The 17,349-nt window shown below is 61.5% G+C and carries 18 protein-coding genes; 9 read left to right on the top strand and 9 right to left on the bottom strand.

Annotation, left to right across the window (positions count from 1 at the left end; genetic code table 11):
* Nucleotides 1-80: 80 nt before the first annotated feature.
* Nucleotides 81-1,709 carry a chaperonin GroEL gene (groL, locus tag M9955_19510; protein ID MCO5083831.1) on the bottom strand — a complete coding sequence of 543 codons (1,629 nt, stop codon included), beginning with the start codon at nt 1,707-1,709 and terminating at the stop codon, nt 81-83.
* Nucleotides 1,710-1,770: 61 nt separating this feature from the next.
* The gene (gene groES / locus M9955_19505; protein MCO5083830.1) at nt 1,771-2,085 is read right to left on the bottom strand and encodes a co-chaperone GroES; all 315 of its coding nucleotides are present in this window, start codon (nt 2,083-2,085) and stop codon (nt 1,771-1,773) included.
* A gap of 344 nt (nt 2,086-2,429) precedes the next feature.
* Between groES and M9955_19500 the strand changes: the two genes are divergently transcribed.
* Together M9955_19500 and M9955_19495 are read left to right on the top strand one after the other, a co-directional pair.
* A complete protein-coding gene (locus tag M9955_19500) occupies nt 2,430-2,777 on the top strand; it encodes a hypothetical protein (GenBank protein ID MCO5083829.1) in 348 nt (115 codons plus the stop codon).
* Nucleotides 2,778-2,803: 26 nt separating this feature from the next.
* A complete protein-coding gene (locus tag M9955_19495; GenBank protein MCO5083828.1) occupies nt 2,804-3,082 on the top strand; it encodes an usg protein in 279 nt (92 codons plus the stop codon).
* On the opposite strand, the gene M9955_19490 is transcribed toward M9955_19495, so the two are convergent.
* On the bottom strand, nt 3,066-3,395 hold the full coding sequence (locus M9955_19490) for a DUF982 domain-containing protein (protein ID MCO5083827.1): 330 nt from the start codon (nt 3,393-3,395) through the stop codon (nt 3,066-3,068). The two genes, M9955_19495 and M9955_19490, sit on opposite strands and share 17 nt — an antisense overlap.
* A 535-nt stretch (nt 3,396-3,930) precedes the next feature.
* On the opposite strand from M9955_19490, the gene M9955_19485 reads away from it, so the two are divergent.
* The gene (locus M9955_19485) at nt 3,931-4,410 is read left to right on the top strand and encodes an Hsp20 family protein (protein ID MCO5083826.1); all 480 of its coding nucleotides are present in this window, start codon (nt 3,931-3,933) and stop codon (nt 4,408-4,410) included.
* Nucleotides 4,411-4,511: 101 nt separating this feature from the next.
* Nucleotides 4,512-5,030, top strand: coding sequence for an Hsp20/alpha crystallin family protein (locus tag M9955_19480; GenBank protein MCO5083825.1), 519 nt, complete (start codon nt 4,512-4,514; stop codon nt 5,028-5,030).
* Nucleotides 5,031-5,136: 106 nt separating this feature from the next.
* Here the strand turns inward: M9955_19480 and M9955_19475 are convergent, their stop codons facing one another.
* From M9955_19475 to M9955_19455, 5 genes are all read right to left on the bottom strand, one after another.
* Complete coding sequence (locus M9955_19475) at nt 5,137-5,352, bottom strand: hypothetical protein (protein MCO5083824.1); 216 nt, start codon at nt 5,350-5,352, stop codon at nt 5,137-5,139.
* A gap of 423 nt (nt 5,353-5,775) precedes the next feature.
* Nucleotides 5,776-6,411: a hypothetical protein gene (locus M9955_19470; GenBank protein ID MCO5083823.1), complete on the bottom strand. Its 636-nt coding sequence runs from the start codon at nt 6,409-6,411 to the stop codon at nt 5,776-5,778.
* A gap of 31 nt (nt 6,412-6,442) precedes the next feature.
* Nucleotides 6,443-6,994 carry a DUF4385 domain-containing protein gene (locus tag M9955_19465; protein MCO5083822.1) on the bottom strand — a complete coding sequence of 184 codons (552 nt, stop codon included), beginning with the start codon at nt 6,992-6,994 and terminating at the stop codon, nt 6,443-6,445.
* Nucleotides 6,967-8,487 (bottom strand): DNA polymerase Y family protein, encoded by a 1,521-nt coding sequence (locus M9955_19460; protein MCO5083821.1) that lies wholly within the window; start codon nt 8,485-8,487, stop codon nt 6,967-6,969. Before M9955_19460 ends, M9955_19465 begins: the two co-directional genes overlap by 28 nt.
* Nucleotides 8,402-9,151, bottom strand: coding sequence for a damage-inducible protein (locus M9955_19455; GenBank protein MCO5083820.1), 750 nt, complete (start codon nt 9,149-9,151; stop codon nt 8,402-8,404). The genes M9955_19460 and M9955_19455 overlap by 86 nt, the downstream gene beginning before the upstream one ends.
* A 168-nt stretch (nt 9,152-9,319) precedes the next feature.
* On the opposite strand from M9955_19455, the gene M9955_19450 reads away from it, so the two are divergent.
* Complete coding sequence (locus M9955_19450) at nt 9,320-10,159, top strand: DUF3883 domain-containing protein (protein ID MCO5083819.1); 840 nt, start codon at nt 9,320-9,322, stop codon at nt 10,157-10,159.
* 73 nt (nt 10,160-10,232) lie between these two features.
* Here M9955_19450 and M9955_19445 read toward each other — a convergent pair whose 3' ends face one another.
* On the bottom strand, nt 10,233-10,487 hold the full coding sequence (locus tag M9955_19445) for a hypothetical protein (protein MCO5083818.1): 255 nt from the start codon (nt 10,485-10,487) through the stop codon (nt 10,233-10,235).
* Between the two features lie 651 nt (nt 10,488-11,138).
* Here M9955_19445 and M9955_19440 point away from each other — a divergent pair.
* The 4 genes from M9955_19440 (at nt 11,139) to M9955_19425 (ending at nt 16,958) form a co-directional block, all read left to right on the top strand.
* Entirely contained in the window at nt 11,139-12,410 is a 1,272-nt protein-coding gene (locus M9955_19440; GenBank protein ID MCO5083817.1) for a site-specific integrase, read from the top strand.
* A 2-nt stretch (nt 12,411-12,412) separates the two neighbouring features.
* Complete coding sequence (locus tag M9955_19435; protein ID MCO5083816.1) at nt 12,413-14,407, top strand: hypothetical protein; 1,995 nt, start codon at nt 12,413-12,415, stop codon at nt 14,405-14,407.
* Nucleotides 14,408-15,059: 652 nt separating this feature from the next.
* Complete coding sequence (locus M9955_19430) at nt 15,060-16,442, top strand: hypothetical protein (protein ID MCO5083815.1); 1,383 nt, start codon at nt 15,060-15,062, stop codon at nt 16,440-16,442.
* 12 nt (nt 16,443-16,454) lie between these two features.
* A complete protein-coding gene (locus M9955_19425) occupies nt 16,455-16,958 on the top strand; it encodes a hypothetical protein (protein ID MCO5083814.1) in 504 nt (167 codons plus the stop codon).
* Nucleotides 16,959-17,349 lie beyond the last annotated feature (391 nt).

The raw sequence follows: 17,349 nt of genomic DNA, 5'->3' as shown, positions 1-17,349 counted from the left end.
TCGGTAGCGCGTTCATATCAGCCTCGAATATTCGGATGGAGCCCGCGCCCGACGAGGGGCGCGGGCGATCCTCGGCTGCCTCAGAAGTCCATGCCGGCGCCCGCGGGCATTGCCGGGGCGGCCTCCTTCTTCGGCTTTTCGGCGACCATGGCCTCGGTGGTGACGAGCAGGCCGGCGACTGAGGCCGCATCCTGCAGCGCGGTGCGGACGACCTTGGCCGGGTCGATGACGCCTTGGCTGTAGAGATCGCCGAACTCGTTCGTCTGGGCGTTCCAGCCCCAAGCAAAGTCGGCCTTCTCGCGCAGCTTGCCGACGATGATCGAGCCTTCAGCCCCGGCATTTTCGGCGATCTGGCGGGCCGGCGTCTCGATGGCCCGCCGCACGATCTCGACGCCGGTCCTCTGATCGGCATTGTCGGTCTGGACATTGTCCAACGCCTTCGCAGCCCTCAGAAGGGCGACGCCGCCACCAGGCAGGATGCCTTCTTCGACTGCTGCCCGCGTGGCGTGCAGCGCGTCGTCGACGCGGTCCTTGCGCTCCTTGACCTCGACCTCGGTCGAGCCGCCGACTCGGATCACCGCGACGCCGCCGGCGAGCTTGGCCAGCCGCTCCTGAAGCTTCTCGCGGTCGTAGTCCGACGTGGTCTCCTCGATCTGCGCCTTGATCTGGGCGATGCGGCCCTCGATCTCCTCCTTGCGGCCGACACCGTCGACGATGGTGGTGTTCTCCTTTTCAATCACCACCTTCTTGGCGCGGCCCAGCATCTGCAGCGTCACGTTCTCCAGCTTGATGCCGAGATCCTCGCTGATCGCGGTGCCGCCAGTCAGGATGGCGATATCCTCCAGCATGGCCTTGCGGCGGTCGCCGAAGCCCGGAGCCTTGACGGCCGCGACCTTGAGGCCGCCGCGAAGCTTGTTGACGACCAGCGTAGCGAGCGCTTCGCCCTCGACATCCTCGGCGATGATCAGCAGAGGCTTGCCCGACTGCACCACCGCTTCCAGAACGGGCAGCATGGCCTGCAGATTGCCGAGCTTCTTCTCGTGAATGAGCACGTACGGCTCTTCCAGTTCGACCCGCATCTTGTCCTGGTTGGTGATGAAGTAGGGCGAGAGATAACCGCGGTCGAACTGCATGCCCTCGACAACCTCGAGCTCCGTCTCCGCGGTCTTGGCTTCCTCCACGGTGATGACGCCCTCGTTGCCGACCTTCTCCATGGCTTCGGCCAGGAAGCGGCCGATCTCGGCGTCGCCATTGGCCGAGATGGTGCCGACCTGGGCGATCTCGCCGTTCTGGGTCACCTTGCGGGCATTGGCCTTGAGCTCCGCGACGACCGCATCGACCGCCTTGTCGATGCCGCGCTTCAGGTCCATCGGGTTCATGCCCGAGGCCACCGCCTTGGCGCCTTCCCTGACGATGGCCTGGGCGAGAACGGTCGCCGTGGTGGTGCCGTCACCGGCAAGGTCATTTGTCTTCGAGGCGACCTCGCGCACCATCTGGGCGCCCATGTTCTCGAACTTGTCCTCAAGCTCGATCTCCTTGGCGACGGTGACACCGTCCTTGGTGATGCGCGGGGCGCCGAACGATTTGTCGATCACGACATTGCGGCCCTTGGGGCCGAGCGTGACCTTCACCGCATTCGCGAGGATGTCGACGCCTCGCAGCATCTTCTCGCGGGCCTCGGTGTGGAATTTGACTTCCTTGGCAGCCATGGGATCACTCCTTCAAATCTAGGCAGCTTTCGTTGACTGGTTGGTTTCTTCTGGGCCCGGTTCACGCGGCCTTCTTGAACGCGACGCTCTGGTCGATCACGCCCATCACATCGCTTTCCTTCATGATGAGGAAATCCTCACCGTTCAGCTTGATCTCGGTGCCGGACCATTTACCGAACAGGATGCGGTCGCCGACCTTCACGTCGAGTTCGATGAGCTTGCCGCTCTCGTCACGCGCTCCGGGACCGACGGCGATGACCTCGCCTTCCTGCGGTTTCTCCTTCGCGGTGTCAGGGATGATGATGCCGCCAGCCGTCTTTTCGTCGGCTTCGATACGGCGGACCAGGATACGGTCGTGCAATGGACGGAACGCCATTTCGTTCTCCTTCAGGACAAACAGATTTTGATGTTCCTCCACACCGGACCGGCAATATCGGGCCGGTGCGGGGCGCGGCGACCCTTCAGCAGGCATCGCGCGCATTTCGAGTTGGTTTTGCGATTTCGCCATTTCAAGAGGTGCCACTAAAATTTTTGTCACTCGATCCTGCCGAGTGCTAGCATCATGAAAACATGCGGCTATTTGGGGGTTCGGCTCGTCCGGCGGGCTTGAAATTTGTCCGTGATCGAGCATAATCTAAGGAGCGCCATGCGATATGCATGACTTCTCGAATTGAGATCGAAACGGAGCTTTTGGAACGGCAAACCGGAAGGAGGATATCGATGGGCCGAACCGATTTTTCGACGATCATCCCTTCACTGGCACCCGAATCCGATGACCTCGCGCTCGACCGGCTGCTGTCGCCGGCGCGTCACTACAAGCATCCCGACGACGTACTACGTGACGGAACGTTGGATGTTCGCGAAAAGCGCGCAATCCTCTCATCCTGGGCCTCGGACGCTTGCGCGGTCGAATCCATGCCGGCGCTGAGGCAACCGCCGGGTGCCCGGCAGCCAATCCCCTTCGATGCAGTCATGGACGCGCTACGGCAACTCGACCGCATCGATGCCAAGCGTTCGAACGGAGCCGTAGGCGAACGCGGTTCAGAGCAGCAGCGGCTGGATGCCTAGGCAGCGAGCAAGAGGAAAGGTGGAGAATGGCAGCGAGCTTGAGCAGGGAATTCCGGATGCAGATGGAGGGTTTTGGACTGACGACCGCAGAGATCCACTACCACATGCCTGACCATCCGAGCCTGCTGCAGCTTTATATCTGGCAGGAATATGACCTGGCACCGGACTTTCCCGAACTGCGCGGCTTCCTCGGCTACTGGAAGGAAACACTGGAGGGCGCGCTGCACTCTGTGCGCGTCGCCCACCATCGCCTGATCCGTCCGTCCGAGTGGAAGGCGGTGGACGGGATCATTGCCATACACTGAGAGGTGCAGGCTGCGAGCCTTGCATCGCCGGATGCCGGCTCGCGCCCGCTGTGGCGCTCGACCGCCGCCGGCAGGGCAACAGCCCCGCCCGATCGGCGGCCTTGACGAAGCTCCGCCGGGCCGACTTCGCGCCACACCATCCGTCGAGCGCATCGCGACAAGCCGACCGCGCGCTGCGCCAGTTCCTGCCTCTCGCCCATTGCGGCCATTCGTTCTGAAGGCATTCGATCGCTTCGAAGCTGGTCGCAACCTTGCGGTCGCCGATGCCAGGCAAATGCAGGATGACGGGTTCCGAAAACGCGACGTCCTTCATCACTTCCCCCAGCGGTTCTGATCGTCTTTTCGAAGAAGCAACCGGAAGGGGCGAGCGCTCCTTCCGGAAACGACATGGTCCAGCTTGCGGCCCGAGTTCAAGACGCGGGTCCGACGGTGCGCTACGCTTCGTCCTCATCCGGTTCCAGCATACCGATCAGCCTGCCCACTTGGGTTCCGGGGCAGCGGGCGCCCCGCCCCATCAGAGCCTCGTCCGTTGTGGAGCCAGCCCCAGGCCTCCCTGAGTTCCTCAGCCGATGCACCGGTCCCCAACAAAGAATGGATACGATTTCTTTGCGTGTAATCGCCATCGTCCAGCGTCCCAATATTTGCGACCGATTCTGAGTAGGTGACGTCTGGAACGCTGCAATTCCGTTCGGCGTTTCGACGAAAATTTTGGTTTCGTGAGGGTCTTGACGCTAGAAAAAACGATTCCTAGCTCAATGGAGCCGGTCGCTGAACAGGACCGGCATGGTCAGGGAGCGCCGGCTTCTTGGCGCTCCTCGTACTCATGTTGCTCAATGGAGGATATGGCTATGAGAACAGCATTCGACTTTTCCCCGCTCTATCGGTCGAGCGTCGGCTTCGATCGAGTCTTCGACCTTCTCGAGAACGCGAGCAGGGCGACAACGACGATCGACAACTGGCCCCCTTACGATATCGCCAGGACCGGCGAGGACGACTACCGCATAACCATGGCGGTGGCCGGCTTCAGCCAGGACGAGCTGTCCATGACGCAGGAGCAGAATATGCTTCTGGTGACCGGCGAGAAGAAGAACGAAGACAAGGCCGAGTATCTGCATCGTGGCATCGCCGGTCGCGCGTTCGAACGCCGCTTCCAGTTGGCCGACCATGTGAAGGTCACTGGCGCTGGGCTGGAGAACGGCCTGCTGACGATCGAGCTCAAGCGAGAGATTCCCGAAGAGATGAAGCCGCGCCGGATCCAGATCGGCAGCGCTGCGGCCACGCCAAAGGTCGCGCAGCGCCAGATCGAGGCCGAAAAGCAGGCCGCCTGAAGCAATCCACCATGACGCTCCCAAGAGCCGGACGTTCGCGTCCGGCTCGCGGCGGAGCTTTGCTGAAAGGCAGATCATGAAGACATGAAAGGAGAAAACCGATGAGCGTACGTGATCTGAACCCCTTGGGCCGCAACAACGGCAACCAGCTTCCGAGCGTCTTCCGCGACGATGACCGCGACCCGTTCCTGTCGCTGCACCGCGAGGTGAACCGGCTGTTCGACGATGTCTTCCGCGGTTTCGACAGCCGCCTGCCGGCCCTCGGCAGGTTCTCCTCATTCGGCGGCGGAGGCTGGCCGAACGTGGAAGTCTCCGATGGCGAGAAGGAGATCCGCGTCACGGCCGAGGTTCCTGGCCTTGATGAGAAAGACATAGAAGTGCTGCTCGAAGACGGCGTGCTGACGCTGAAGGGCGAGAAGCGGTCCGAGACTGAAGACAAGGACCGTCAGTTCTCGGAGCGCTTTTACGGTCGCTTCAAGCGCCGCATCCCGCTCGGCGTCGAGGTCGAGGATGACGAGGTGAGCGCCAATTTCAAGAACGGCGTGCTGACCGTCGCCTTACCCAAGACCGAGCGTGCGCAAGCGCAAGCCAAGCGCATCGCCATCAACGGCAAGAGCTGATCCGGCCAAACCAGCCGGAGGCGGGACCAAGACCCGCCTCCGGCCGTGTCCTTCACCTCTTCAGGGAGGGATGAACGATGGAGACGCTGCACAGGAACAACGCGCTCTATGAAAGAATGACCTGTGTCAGCCCCGGCCATGACAACTGGCCTGCTTCATCACGGGCATTGTCGTTCGGGCGATCGGTCTTTCCGGAAGACGCCGTGGCGCGGATTTGGCGGCCCTGCTGCTCCGTCACGACTTCTGCAAGGACCGGATCTGCCTGGCGGCTGACGTTCAAGCGCCGCACCGCACCCTTCGTCGAACCGCGGATGGCGTACATCGGCAGCGGCGATACGCTGACACAAGTCGAGCTCCGACCTTGGAATTGGCCATCGGCTACGCCGAGCGTCAGGGCTTGAGCTATGTCGTCCGGATGCCTACAGACCGGGCTGCTGAAAAGTTGACTGATGAGAAGCGTGCGCGGAGCGAAAGCTCGACGCACGCATTCTCGGACGCGCCGCTCGGCCGTCTCCGACTTGCCTCTTTTGAGGAGAGCTGCGGCCGCGCGCTCGATGGCTCGGCGAATGGCAACGGAACGGGCGGCCTTTGCCGATGCCGCCCAAAGCGGCCCGTCGAATTGCGGCCCTGACTTTGCCGTTCGACGAGAACTAAATGTACGGTAGGTTTCCGGCGACGACGGACGCATCCCAAACGGCAACAATGGAGTCGAAAGCTGACCACCGACCTTAATGAACGCAGGGAATCAGCGGAGCAGTCCGTCTAGGTCGAAGTCATCCCAACCCTTCAGATTTGGTGCCGCATCGTCCCTTGCGGCGTCGCGTCCGGTGGCGTTTCCACTCGCGAGTTTGCCCGCCTTGCGCAGTGCTGCCTTCTGCGCGCCCCGCCGTCTGTTCTCCGCAGCAGTGAGCTTGTCTTCCTCGCGCCAGACCTCCGGGAGATCGCGGTCGAGGACGTCCTCTATGTGGCGCGGGTCGAAGACGTGGAAGGTAATTTTCCGCGCCCGGCCACGTAGCTTGACCGTGCGGGTGCCTGCACTCTCAAGCCGCCCATCCTTCAACCAACGATGGCGTTCGGCTTGCTTGATCGATAGAATGTCCTCCACCTCGCGCGGGATCACCGGCAGGTCCTCGATGTCCGCAAGCTTGCGGGTCACCGCTTCCGCGGTGGCCTCATGATTGTCGGTGTCATCCTCCGGCACGCGCAGTACAAGAGCGCCGGACTCGACGTGCAGGAGTTTGCGCTCCGGGAAGGGGAGATGCGCGCGCACCTCGAGCAGGATTCCTTTCGCACGCACGGCCGATCCCATCGTTGCCGCAGGTGACAGGGGCCACTCCTGGATGAGCCTGGTCGGCGGTTTCGGTTTCGGCAATCGCGGCATGGCGCTCACATGGCGTCCGGCACCGCTGCCTTCAACCGAGCCGCTCCTTCCAGTCCTTCTTCCGCGCGGCGTAGTCTTCGTTTGCCTCGGCCGCCTTCCATCTCGCACGAAAGATTTCGGCGGACCTCGCCTTCTCGGGGTCGCCTGTGCCGCGGGGGAGTTCGTGATGGTCATCGCCGGCATATTTCCGGCCGCCGCGATAGTTGGCGTAGCGACGGGCACGGGTGTAGCCCATCTGCAGGAACTTTCGAGCCAGATCGGCGCCGACGAAATCGCCAGCGTCGAGGTAGGCCATGAATTTGGCCTCGATCGCGGCGCCGCTCTTCTCCGCCTCGTTCGGCGTCTTGAACCGCCACAACGGCGCGAGTTCGTCCTTGTAGGGCTGACAGATCAGCACGCCCTGCTCACCGCGCCCGATGCGGTAGAGTTCTGGATGGGCGCGGTAGTCGATATCCGGCTTCCACGCGTAACGGGATTTGTCGAAGTCAAGATATGAGGGGCGCCTGGACATGGTCAGCAAAGGCGGATCGGCGCGTTCCGGTTCCGTCCGCCGCTTCAGCCGAAGATGCCATGCAGGAACCAACGGTGCGATCCGGTCTGGGGGTCTTCGCCGTCGCCGGCGCGATAGACCCAGTAGCGCTCGCCAGCCTCGTCCTCCACCCGGAAATAGTCGCGCACGGCGGACAGCTCGGCGTCTCGCGTCCACCATTCGCCGAAGACCCGTTCGGGACCGTCCGCCCGCCTCACGCGTCGGCGAACGCCGCGCCAGGTGAAGAAGGCCGGAGGGTGATCAGGGAGCAGCGCCACTGTCTCGATCGGTTCCGGACGTGCCAGCAGGCGAGCTGGGCGTGGCCAGTTGCTTGCCCACGAGGATTCCCGATCGGGCGAAAGCGCGGGAATCCTTTCAACGCTCCGTTCGGGCACGTCGCTAGGCACTGGCGCCATGCGGTAGAGACGGTCCTCGCCCACGCGGTTTGCGAGGATGTCGACGAGGTCGGACACGTCCGGCGCGGAGGGATCGATCAGGGACGAGAGACCTTGGGACGGCTCCATGGCCTGCGTCCAGGTGCACGCCAGTGCCATCAGCTCGATGCCGAAGCCTGGCTCGATCTCTGCCAACTTGTCGGAAAGCATTCGCACGAGCCGCTTTTGGTCTCGGGTGGCGACGGCCATCCCGATCCGAACGGGCTGCTGCTGGGCATCGACGCGATGACAGACGAGGTCTAGGCGACGCGCCCCTTGGCCGCGTTCCTCCAGCCGCGAGCAGAGCTGTTCGACGAGCTGCGCAATGTATCGCTTGATGGTTTCGGCTGCGCCGATCGGTTCCGCGAAGGCGCGCCGCACCTCGATCATGTCGGCCGGGCGCACTGGATCGATCGGTTCCGGCACCGACCCCAACGCCTGGTCGATCCGCCGCCAGATCTGCGGTCCGAACCTCAGCGTCAGCGGCGCCCGTGGCTGTGACAGCAGGTCGGCGACTTGCTCGAATCCTAAGGACCGCAGCTCGGCGACCAGCGCCGCTTCGAGCCTGAGTGCTGCAATCGGCATCGGAGCAAGCACTCGTTTGGGCGGAATGCTTTGGACGATGCTGATGGGGTCTTGTCCGAAGCGGGCCAGCGCATGCGCGGCGCCCCATGTGTTGGCGATCCCGATCTGGCAAGTGTAGCCCGCAGCGCCGAGGCGCTCATGAAGGTCCCGCGCGAGACCTTCGTCGCTGCCCAGCAGGTGCGCTGCGCCCTCGATGTCGAGGACGATGCCGTCCGGCGCGTCTGCGGCGACGACGGGCGAGTATCGCAGCGCCCAGAATGCCAACCGCTCAAGTGCGTCGATATCTCCCGCCGGGTCGGCATCCTCGATCTGCAGACCCGGTACCAGAACCTGCGCCTTGGCCAGCGGCATGCCGGAGCGGAGTCCTTGTCGCATCGCCACGTCATCGGCAGCTATGACGATCCTCCTGCGGCCATCCGAGCCTGCCAAAACGAGCGGCGCGCTATCCGGCTGCGTAGCGCCGACCGAGGCCCGTCTGTGCCGATCGATGCTCCACCTGGGAAGGAAGACCGAGACGACCCTGGTCATCGCAGGCTTCCAGTTCGAAGTCGGCGCTCTCGCCCGCGCGCGCCCGGATCAGCTCGACCAGCCAGCGATGGCGACCGACCCCGGGCACGGGCAACGGGCGTGACGGCAGGACCGATACGCGCCACCGGGTGGACGCTGCCGTCGGCTGCCCGAAATCCGATGCCTCCGACTGGCGCCGCCACCGCCGGATAGCGAGACCCATCGTGCTCGATCCCTCCGCGGCGAGTTGCAGACGGCGTGAAGCGGTCATCGATAGATGGGCGACCTCTGCGACGACGCAGCCCAAACCGCCGTGGCGCAGGCCTTCCTCCATACACGCCAGCACCGCCTTCTCGTCTCCGGCCTCGACGTAGATCACGCGATCCGGAGAGAGCCCCGCCTGGGCGATGGCCGGGGCAAACAGGTCGGGTCTCGTGAGGCACCATAGAATTCGTCCGCTCGTTCTCGCCGCGATTCCCGCCGCGAACAGGGCCGCCGCGGCGCCATCCACTGCACCGTTTCCGCCACCCGCCACTTCATGCAGCGCTCCAAGCGAGAGCCCGCCGCCCGGGAGCTTCCCGTCGACCTCGTTCAGCCCGAACGGCAGGACCTCCTTTACCTGCCGGCGGCCGGCCTCGAGCGCTGCGATCGTCGAACGCAGCGCTGCAACGTCCGCCTTGGACATCGCGCTCACCATTTCCGTTGCGGATAATGTTCCTATTTCGTTCTGGTTCGGACGTCGAGTCAAAATCCTCGGTTGGAGCTGCTAACCGCGCGCACGCACTCTCGAAACGGGCTGCGCACGCGCGGACAGGAGTTCCCGAAACGGCCCGGCCCCTGTAGGGTCGCGCGCATGGCGGGTGGCGAATGGTCAGATCAGGAAAACGCGGCGATCGTCGCCGACTACTTCGGCATGCTGGCGCTGGTGCTCGCGGGGAAGCCGTTCAGCAAGGCGGAGCGGAACCGGGCGCTGCAGAGCCTGACCGGACGCGGCCGGGGATCCATCGAATACAAGCACCAGAACATTAGCGCGATCCTGAAGGGCTTGGGCGAAACCTGGATCGATGGCTACAAGCCCGCCTTCAACTACCAGCGAGCGCTCGAGTCAGCCGTCGTCGACTGGCTGGACACGCACCCGGATTGGCTAGTGCGCCCGCCGGCTGGCGCTTCGGGTTCCGCGAGCGAAATGGACGAGCCGCCTTCGCTGTGGATCGGGCCCGCGCCGACGCTTTCGAACCACCCCGATCCGACCGAGTTGCAACAAACCTTGGCCGTCGCCAGACGGTATGACGTGGCGGAGCGCGACGAGCGGAACCGGGCGCTCGGTCGCCGCGGTGAGGAGCTTGTGGTCCGACATGAACGGCACACCCTGAGCCAATCTGGCCGAGGTGATCTGGCCGAGCGTGTCCGGTGGGTCTCGGATGTAGATGGCGACGGCGCTGGCTTCGACATCGCCTCGTTCCTCCCAGACGGGCGTGAGCGTCTGATCGAGGTGAAGACGACCAACGGCTGGGAGCGAACGCCCTTCCACATCTCGGGCAACGAGCTCGCCGTGTCGGAGCAGCGGCGAACTGACTGGTGTCTCCTTCGGCTCTGGAACTTCTCCCGAGAGCCGAAGGCGTTCGAGCTCAATCCGCCGCTGGAGAGCCATGTTGCGCTTACACCGACCAGCTTTCTCGCGACGTTCCGTTAGGCCGACCAGCGCCACGGGCTACTTGCCCGTTTCGCTTCCGCGACGTCGTTCCATGAAGTCGAAGACGACCATCCTAACGTCCCTGACTGTGACAGACAGCCGGAACGACAAGGACAAGGCGCTCGTCGGCGTCATGCATCTCGCGAAGGGCCTTGAGTTTCGTGCCGTTGCCGACGTGGCACGCGACGAGAACGTCCGACCGCTTGCGGCGCATGTCACGGATGTCGACGCCTTCGAGCATGACGAAGGAAACGCAACCGAGCGGCAATTCCCACGTTGCATCGACGGGGCTGCTGGTGGCCGGGATAAGCCCAGGCTTCGAGTTCATCGAGCGCATCAAGACCGTCCGAACTGCCGCGACCGGCCCGCGAACCAGAAGTCGCCTTCTGGACGCGTCGATATGCTACCGCTTCATGCCCAGCAGCTTTTTCACACCGACCATATGCCAGCCGCGTTGTGGAAAAGTGCCTTATCTGTGGACAGCGCTCCATCAGAAGTTGTGCACCCAACCGCTGACTGTGCCGGCTCAGCCGTCATCGAGTTCTGTAACGCTAGAGCACCCCGTAAAGTGCTCCGCGACCCGTGAAGGACTCCGCTAGCGGACGTTTCCTTGGCCAACTGCCCAGCCTCCTTACGCAAGGAGATGGGCCCGCGCCGAATCGACCATATGAATCATGCGGTTGAGATGCGCTGAAGGATTCACTGCCCGGCACACTTTCGTCCACCATTCCAGGACGGAGCTTTAGTGAAAATTCACCGCAAACCGACGGTTGCGGATGACGAAGTCAAGAGAAGAACGACAAATTCTCTCACCTATTCCCATCTTTGCCAGCACCATCTAGGGAATTACTTGCGTGGCTGACGCAAAGGTCGTGCAAGACTGCCAGAAAGATCCACGTCGAAAAGCAGACCTGCGCATCCCAAAGTACCTGAGGAACGAAAGCTCGCGGGTGCATCCCGACTTGTTTTGGAATCGCAGATGGCGAAGTTGTTCTACCCGAATGAAAACAAATTACAATCACTGGGATTTTATGATGTTTCGACTGTACCTGTTCTTTTTGATAAGAACGGACGTTACTGTCGCGAACTAAACAGATACCTCCGTTCTCGCGCCCTGTCAGAGGTATTTAGTGATCCTGATGACTTATACGCAGCTGACTATCCCTGCGGAACGACACTCGACAACATCGGTCGACAGCTCTCGATATTTAGTGACTGGTGTCTCGACCACCGGCTCGAATGGAAAACGCTGAACTACAAGGGTGTTCTGAGGTTCCAAAATGACATGGCGTTGGGGAGATGGTCTCCAAGCGGAAGACCGCTGGAAGCCGACACAGCCAACCAACGCGCTGATGAGGTGACGCGCTTCCTCACTTGGGCTGGGAAGGTGGGTCTGCGGGCCCCACTGGACGTAAAATACAAGGTCCGGGGCCGGGGCGCCGCACACGGAGGAGTAAGCGACGATGTCATGCTGTCGCGTATTGGGCGACGCAAGACTTCGTACAGCCGCGATATCATCGCCATAACACATCTCCCACAACCAAAGACTGTGGCCGGGTGGTTGAAGCAGGTCCGGCTGAAAAAGGGGTACGGAAAGTACCTCGCCTGCCGGTTCGTATTGGAATGTGGAACCCGGCTGGCCGAAACGGTTGCGATGACGGAAGACCAGATTCCGGCTCTGCACACTTTAGACGCCTTGGCCAGAGCCGGCCAACTGATGGCGCCCGTAAACCTGACCAAAACGAAGGGGTCCAGGCCTCGAACAATTCAGGCAGCGATACCTTTTCTCCTTGAGATCCGCCGCTGGATCGACGGCCCGCGTATGCGCCTCCGCTACCTTTATCACACCCGGACACGGGAGGCCCCTTCCGACAAGCTGTTTCTTTCGACGGCGAGAGATCACGAAGGCATCCCGGTCTCGGAAGCCCGGCTTTACGACTGCTTTCATAAAGTGGAGCCCCGTCCAGAACACTGGACCACCCACCATGGTCGGCACACCTATGCCTGCTTCTCCATTCTTTACGCAACAGAGCGCGACGCAAAGATGGCCGGCCGAGCTTTGTCTGACATGGGTGCAGATTGGATCAACTCGCGCGGCGCATGGCACCTGAAAACGCTCAGGAAGCAGTTGGGGCATGCAGATGACAGCACGACGGAGCTCTACCTGCGCTGGCTCGTGACCGCATCGGGCGCGGCCTCAGCCGCCACCGGATGGCACAATTTCCTCGCTGCAGAAATGGAAGGCAACTAGAGATGATCTCTTCGCAGCTCGACGACCTCTTCGACCTTGCTGACCTGAAATTCTGGATCCATCCGCCAGACGATGTTCGGTATGAGGTCGACCTGACGGAGTTTTATCTGGGTGGCCGGGGGGATAACCTGAGAGCGCAATCAAAATGGTCATGGGCCGGGGATTTCCAGGGGCGGAGAACGATCGCCCTGGAGCTCGCGGATGTGTTCCGGATCACCACTCCCACCTCGGTGGTCCAGTCAACGATGCGGACTTCCTGCAGACAACTGATGCGGTTCCTGGACAGAATCGATCCAGAGGTCACGGTGACATCGTTCGGAGATTTGAAGGACGGAATGGGGCGCGCGCTCGGAATCTGGGTCGAAGAGCAAGGGTGGGGTCAGGGAACATACAAGCAAATTAAGAGCCTCGTTGACCTAGCAAGGATCATCGCTGGTTGCACGCCCTTGTTCTGGCCAACGCCCCCTCGTCGCGGCCCGAGTGACAAGGACGATATCGATCTTCAAGCGTTCAAGAAGCTGTATTCCGCGTTGAAGAAGGAGGCGATGTCGATCAAGGCGATGTTCCGTGAAGGCGAGCGCATGGCGGCCCTAGGCCGCGATCCGCGAGGCGTAGCACGCGCTCCCGATAGTGCTGGGTGGCAATGTCCCGAAAACCATGCCTGGCTAACACGACATCTAACTCAAGGCCACATCCCCTCAAAATCGCAATTCTACCTCTTCAAGGCACGAGGACTCAACAAGGCGAACAATAATCGCACTCAGAAGCACGATGGCCCAGCGTATCTAGCTCCCGGAATGAGTGCACGCGGCCAACAGGGGATTGTCGGAAAACTCAGATGGTTTCACCCAAGCTATCAAGATACGGCAATCTTCTTCTGGCTTTTTCTCATCGGCACAGGCTGGAACCTCGCCACAGTCGCTGCGATGGACGTTAGCAAACATGAAATGTGGGTAGAAGATCATGCGCATAGAAGTGAATTCTGCGTTCTTCACGCCTTCAAACATCGGTCCGAGCGCCACGTTTTCATACCGTGTCTCAGGAAGCCTGAGTGGCATCCATTCCGTATTCTCGAGTATATGATTGAGCGAACAGCATCTCTCCGGCGAACTGTCGCCAAAGATCTTGAGCTTGCACGCGCGGCTCATCTACGCGACCGAAGCGATCAAAATGCAGCCGAAGTCGAGCGGCTTGAGACATTGGTGAAGAGCCCATGGCTTTACCATGTCGTCAACAAAATTGGGGCAGTCGGGGCACTTGGTGGCAGCGATTCACCTCATTTGAACGAGATTGCCCGGTTAGTCTGCGAGAAGCACTCCCTTGGCGACCAACATCCGATCCTCGCCCAGCTCACGACGAGCGACGCCCGTGACGCCTGGATAGGTCACGCTTACATTACGAGCGGCAACAATGCCTTAATTGCGCAGCTTGCGTCACAGCATTCCGACTATAGGACACTGGTCCATTATCTCCGCCGACGCCGCTATCGCGCGCAGAGTGAAAAGGCAGTCCGCGCACTTCAGAAGGCCGTTTTCAGTGAGATCGAAGGAGGGCGCGTACTAGACGGAACACGACTTCGCCTACTAGTGGACCGCGGCCACATTGATGAGAGAACGGAAGCCAGGCTGTTCGATCACCGCAAACGCTCCCGGCTTGGCATGGGTTGCCTCGATCCGACAGATCCGCCCCCGGAAATTGCTCCTGGTCACGTCTCAGGCGCGCTGTGCGCGGTGCAGCGATGTACGGGATGCTACAACGGGGTCATCTTCGAGGACAGCTTTGATCCCCTCACCAGAGCGCGCGCGGAACTTTTTATGATCCAGCGATCGATGCCGCTGACGGCTTGGCTTGGGTCTTCATTCGAAATGGAGGCTGCGTCACTGGATCAGACGTTGGAACACTTCGCTCCAGAGCGTGTCAGCGAAGCCGTCGATGTATGGATCAACCGCTTTCTTCGCGGCGAGATTGATGTTCATGACACCTACCCCGCCTACTAAAAGAAACAGCCGTGGGCTCGGCCTCAATTGGGCTGAAGGAATCTGGTCGAAGATCGGGAACTATGAAGGGCTTGGTTCCAAGCCATGGTCAGCCCTAGCCAGCCTAGAGATATTTCCCGGCATACCCCTCTGCTCTCCAACTTGGATCATGCCCGCCGGCTATCTCCCGGCAGGAGTATCTCAGCGAGAAAGTTTCAGAAGGGTGAGGCCGAGGGTCCGGACGCACTCCGACACCACTGAACTTCACCCCCAAGACGAAAGTCTCTGTAGAGCCCTGCTGGCATTGTCCCTGCCGCGCCGAACTCTGACCGGGATTCGAACCATAGGCCCATCAACCTGGCTGACACGAGCTCGGCAGTCGATAAAGCTCGCACAGTGCGTCGTCGAAAACTTCCCCGACGAAGAGGACAGGCTTTGGACACATCTCAATAGGGACGAATGGCGTGCCGTCATCGCGATGACCGCACCCGCGGAATACAGAAGTCGAATCCTCTCCCTAGTCAGGGATTTGGCAGCGTATGGGGAACGGGGGTTGCTGTCGGATTTCCCTGACATTCGGAAAGCCCCTCCTCCTCGTCCTCGGTCCACCCCGCCGAGCGAGCCCACGCGTCGCGGAGAAGCGAGGGTGCGAGCGACGCCCAAGAAGCCGAAGTTGCAGACTGAGCCGTTCTCAGATGAGTTCGTGACAGCGGTTCTGGGTCGGGCAATCTGGCTTCAAGACAACCTCGCGTCCCAGATTATCGATTGCTGGGCTCAGCTAAGGGAACACGCGGCCGCGGCCGCACAATCGGGTCGCACTACCTCCAATCCCCGAACCATTGAGGAGCGTCGTGCAATCATCGCAACATTCCCGTGGACGGATGCTGACGGGCTCACGGTCACAAAGCTTCCTTGGCAAGTCAAGTTCGGTCGGCAGAAGGAGGTCACAGCCACATGGCCACCACGCGACGCCACGACTATAAGCGTTATGGTCGGCATAATTCAGGCGCTCAACTTCTGCACGCTTTCGTTTTGCGATGGAGCGCGATCGAGCGAGAACCTGGACGTCGATGACAACTCCGTATCTTCTGAAGATCCCGAGCGCGTTATCGCGCGCACGTTCAAGTACGAACCTTCGCCAGGTGGGAAATATCGAGACTGGCCACTACATCCGCGCGCCATCAAAGCCTTGGAGATCCAGCAACAGATCGCGAAGGTCATTCGTCCGGAAGAAGGCACGCATCTGTGGATGCTGTTGACGGATGGGGCGGAACCCGCAGGCTCGCCTCTGAGAAACTCAACCGAGCCGATAGTCGAGGCAATCAGGAAGCTGGGGCTTACCGCTCTTTCGGGGACAAAGCGACCGCATGCTCACCGCTGGCGTCACACGATCGCGCGCCTCATCGCCTTGTGTGTCGCAGCGGCCCCACAGGTCCTGATGGACCTTTTTGGACACAGGGATCTCGAGATCACGCTCCACTACATCCTCTCCAATCCTTCCATTGCCGAAGAGGTCCAGAGAATAGCTGAGGAGATTGCATATGCGCTGGCTGAAGAGGCCATCGGAGATGTGGAAGTCGGCAAAGCCGGGGGGCCGGCGGCGGAACCGCTCCGGCGTGGCTTGAATGCCTTGAAGATGCGCCGAGGGCAGGAAGAGTTGGGGGCTGAAACAATGTCTGAGGCGATCGCCATTCTCACCTTCAACGGAAGATTATGGCCTTTAGTGCGCGATGGAGTGTTGTGCACGAAAGGGCTCGGTCAATTTGGTCCGTGCACACGTGGCAGCGGTGCACCTGATCCCGGCAACTGCCACACCGACTGCAATCACCGGCTAGAGCTTGCGCGAGCCAAGGCCGACTGCTTCCGCGCTCTGCGGGCACTGCTACATGACCGCGAACACGCTTCTAATTCTGGAGCGGATCTCCAGGTTGCGTACTTCGACGGGCAAATCCTCGCCCAGTTGAAGCGCTGGCCGGACGTCCGAAACCAAGTCATAGGCGAAAGCCCGGTCGCACGCGCCATATGGGATGGGCGCCGGTCCGGTGACGACTCCTAGCGCGGTACGGACATGTCAGCGAAACGAGACAAACAAACCAGCATTGCAGAGCACGGCCGCAAGGCCGCCCAGAAGAAGCGCGAAACGACGGTTTCAAAACTCGATCGCGCAAAGAAGACCATCGCCAAGGAAATCGCGCGCAACTTCGGAGTTTACCCCCACGCTGGCGGGCGTCTGTCTGTCGAAGAGGTTCTCAGAAGGGCGGGTTTGGATCGAGCATTGCTCGCGAAGCCCCGCCACGAGGTGCTGCGAGCGGAGTTGCGGAAATGGGTGACTGAGACGGTTGATGGCACCATCACCGGTTACGGCAGCATCCGAAGACATGTCTCCAAGAGAGCGGACGACGCCAACACCGAGCTCGACAAGATTCGCCAGCGATGGGCAGAAGCCGAACTGGAGTTCGCCGAACAGTCCCGAGAGCTGTCAGAGCTCCGATTGAAATGTGAGCGCTTGGAGGCTGACATCCGGGAACTGCACCGGGTGCTGGCTGATCGAGAGCGACCGCGCCCGCAGTAGGCCCCACTCGAACTGACAGATGCGGGGTCGGATCCCTCCCCGCTCTGACGCAACATTCGGTTCCGGCGCTGCACCAGAGATCTCAACGAAACGTCGCGGGCGGCTTCAGCGCATGCCGCCGGACTGTACACCGCGCTCCACCATACGCTGGCCAGCAACCCACTCGGGTGGTCATGCGCTGCGTGGTCGAACGCGCGGGCGGGCTCGCATCTTCGACATCGCGGCAGCCCATCCCCTATCCCCACGTTGTCGGTCGCCCTCTACAGTAGCTGGAGGGTCGTTGATCGGATGTTCCGATCCGACGGTCACCAGTTAGGCACATGCTTCGGGTAAGCATTCCGTCCAACGCCGCCGGTCACTGCCGACAATGCCCGCCGTGGATGTGGCCACC

Source organism: Rhizobiaceae bacterium, from assembly GCA_023953845.1.
Lineage (GTDB): Bacteria > Pseudomonadota > Alphaproteobacteria > Rhizobiales > Rhizobiaceae > Arvimicrobium.
Note: the sequence above shows the minus strand (reverse complement) of the source record. Positions and strands in the feature narration are given on the sequence as shown.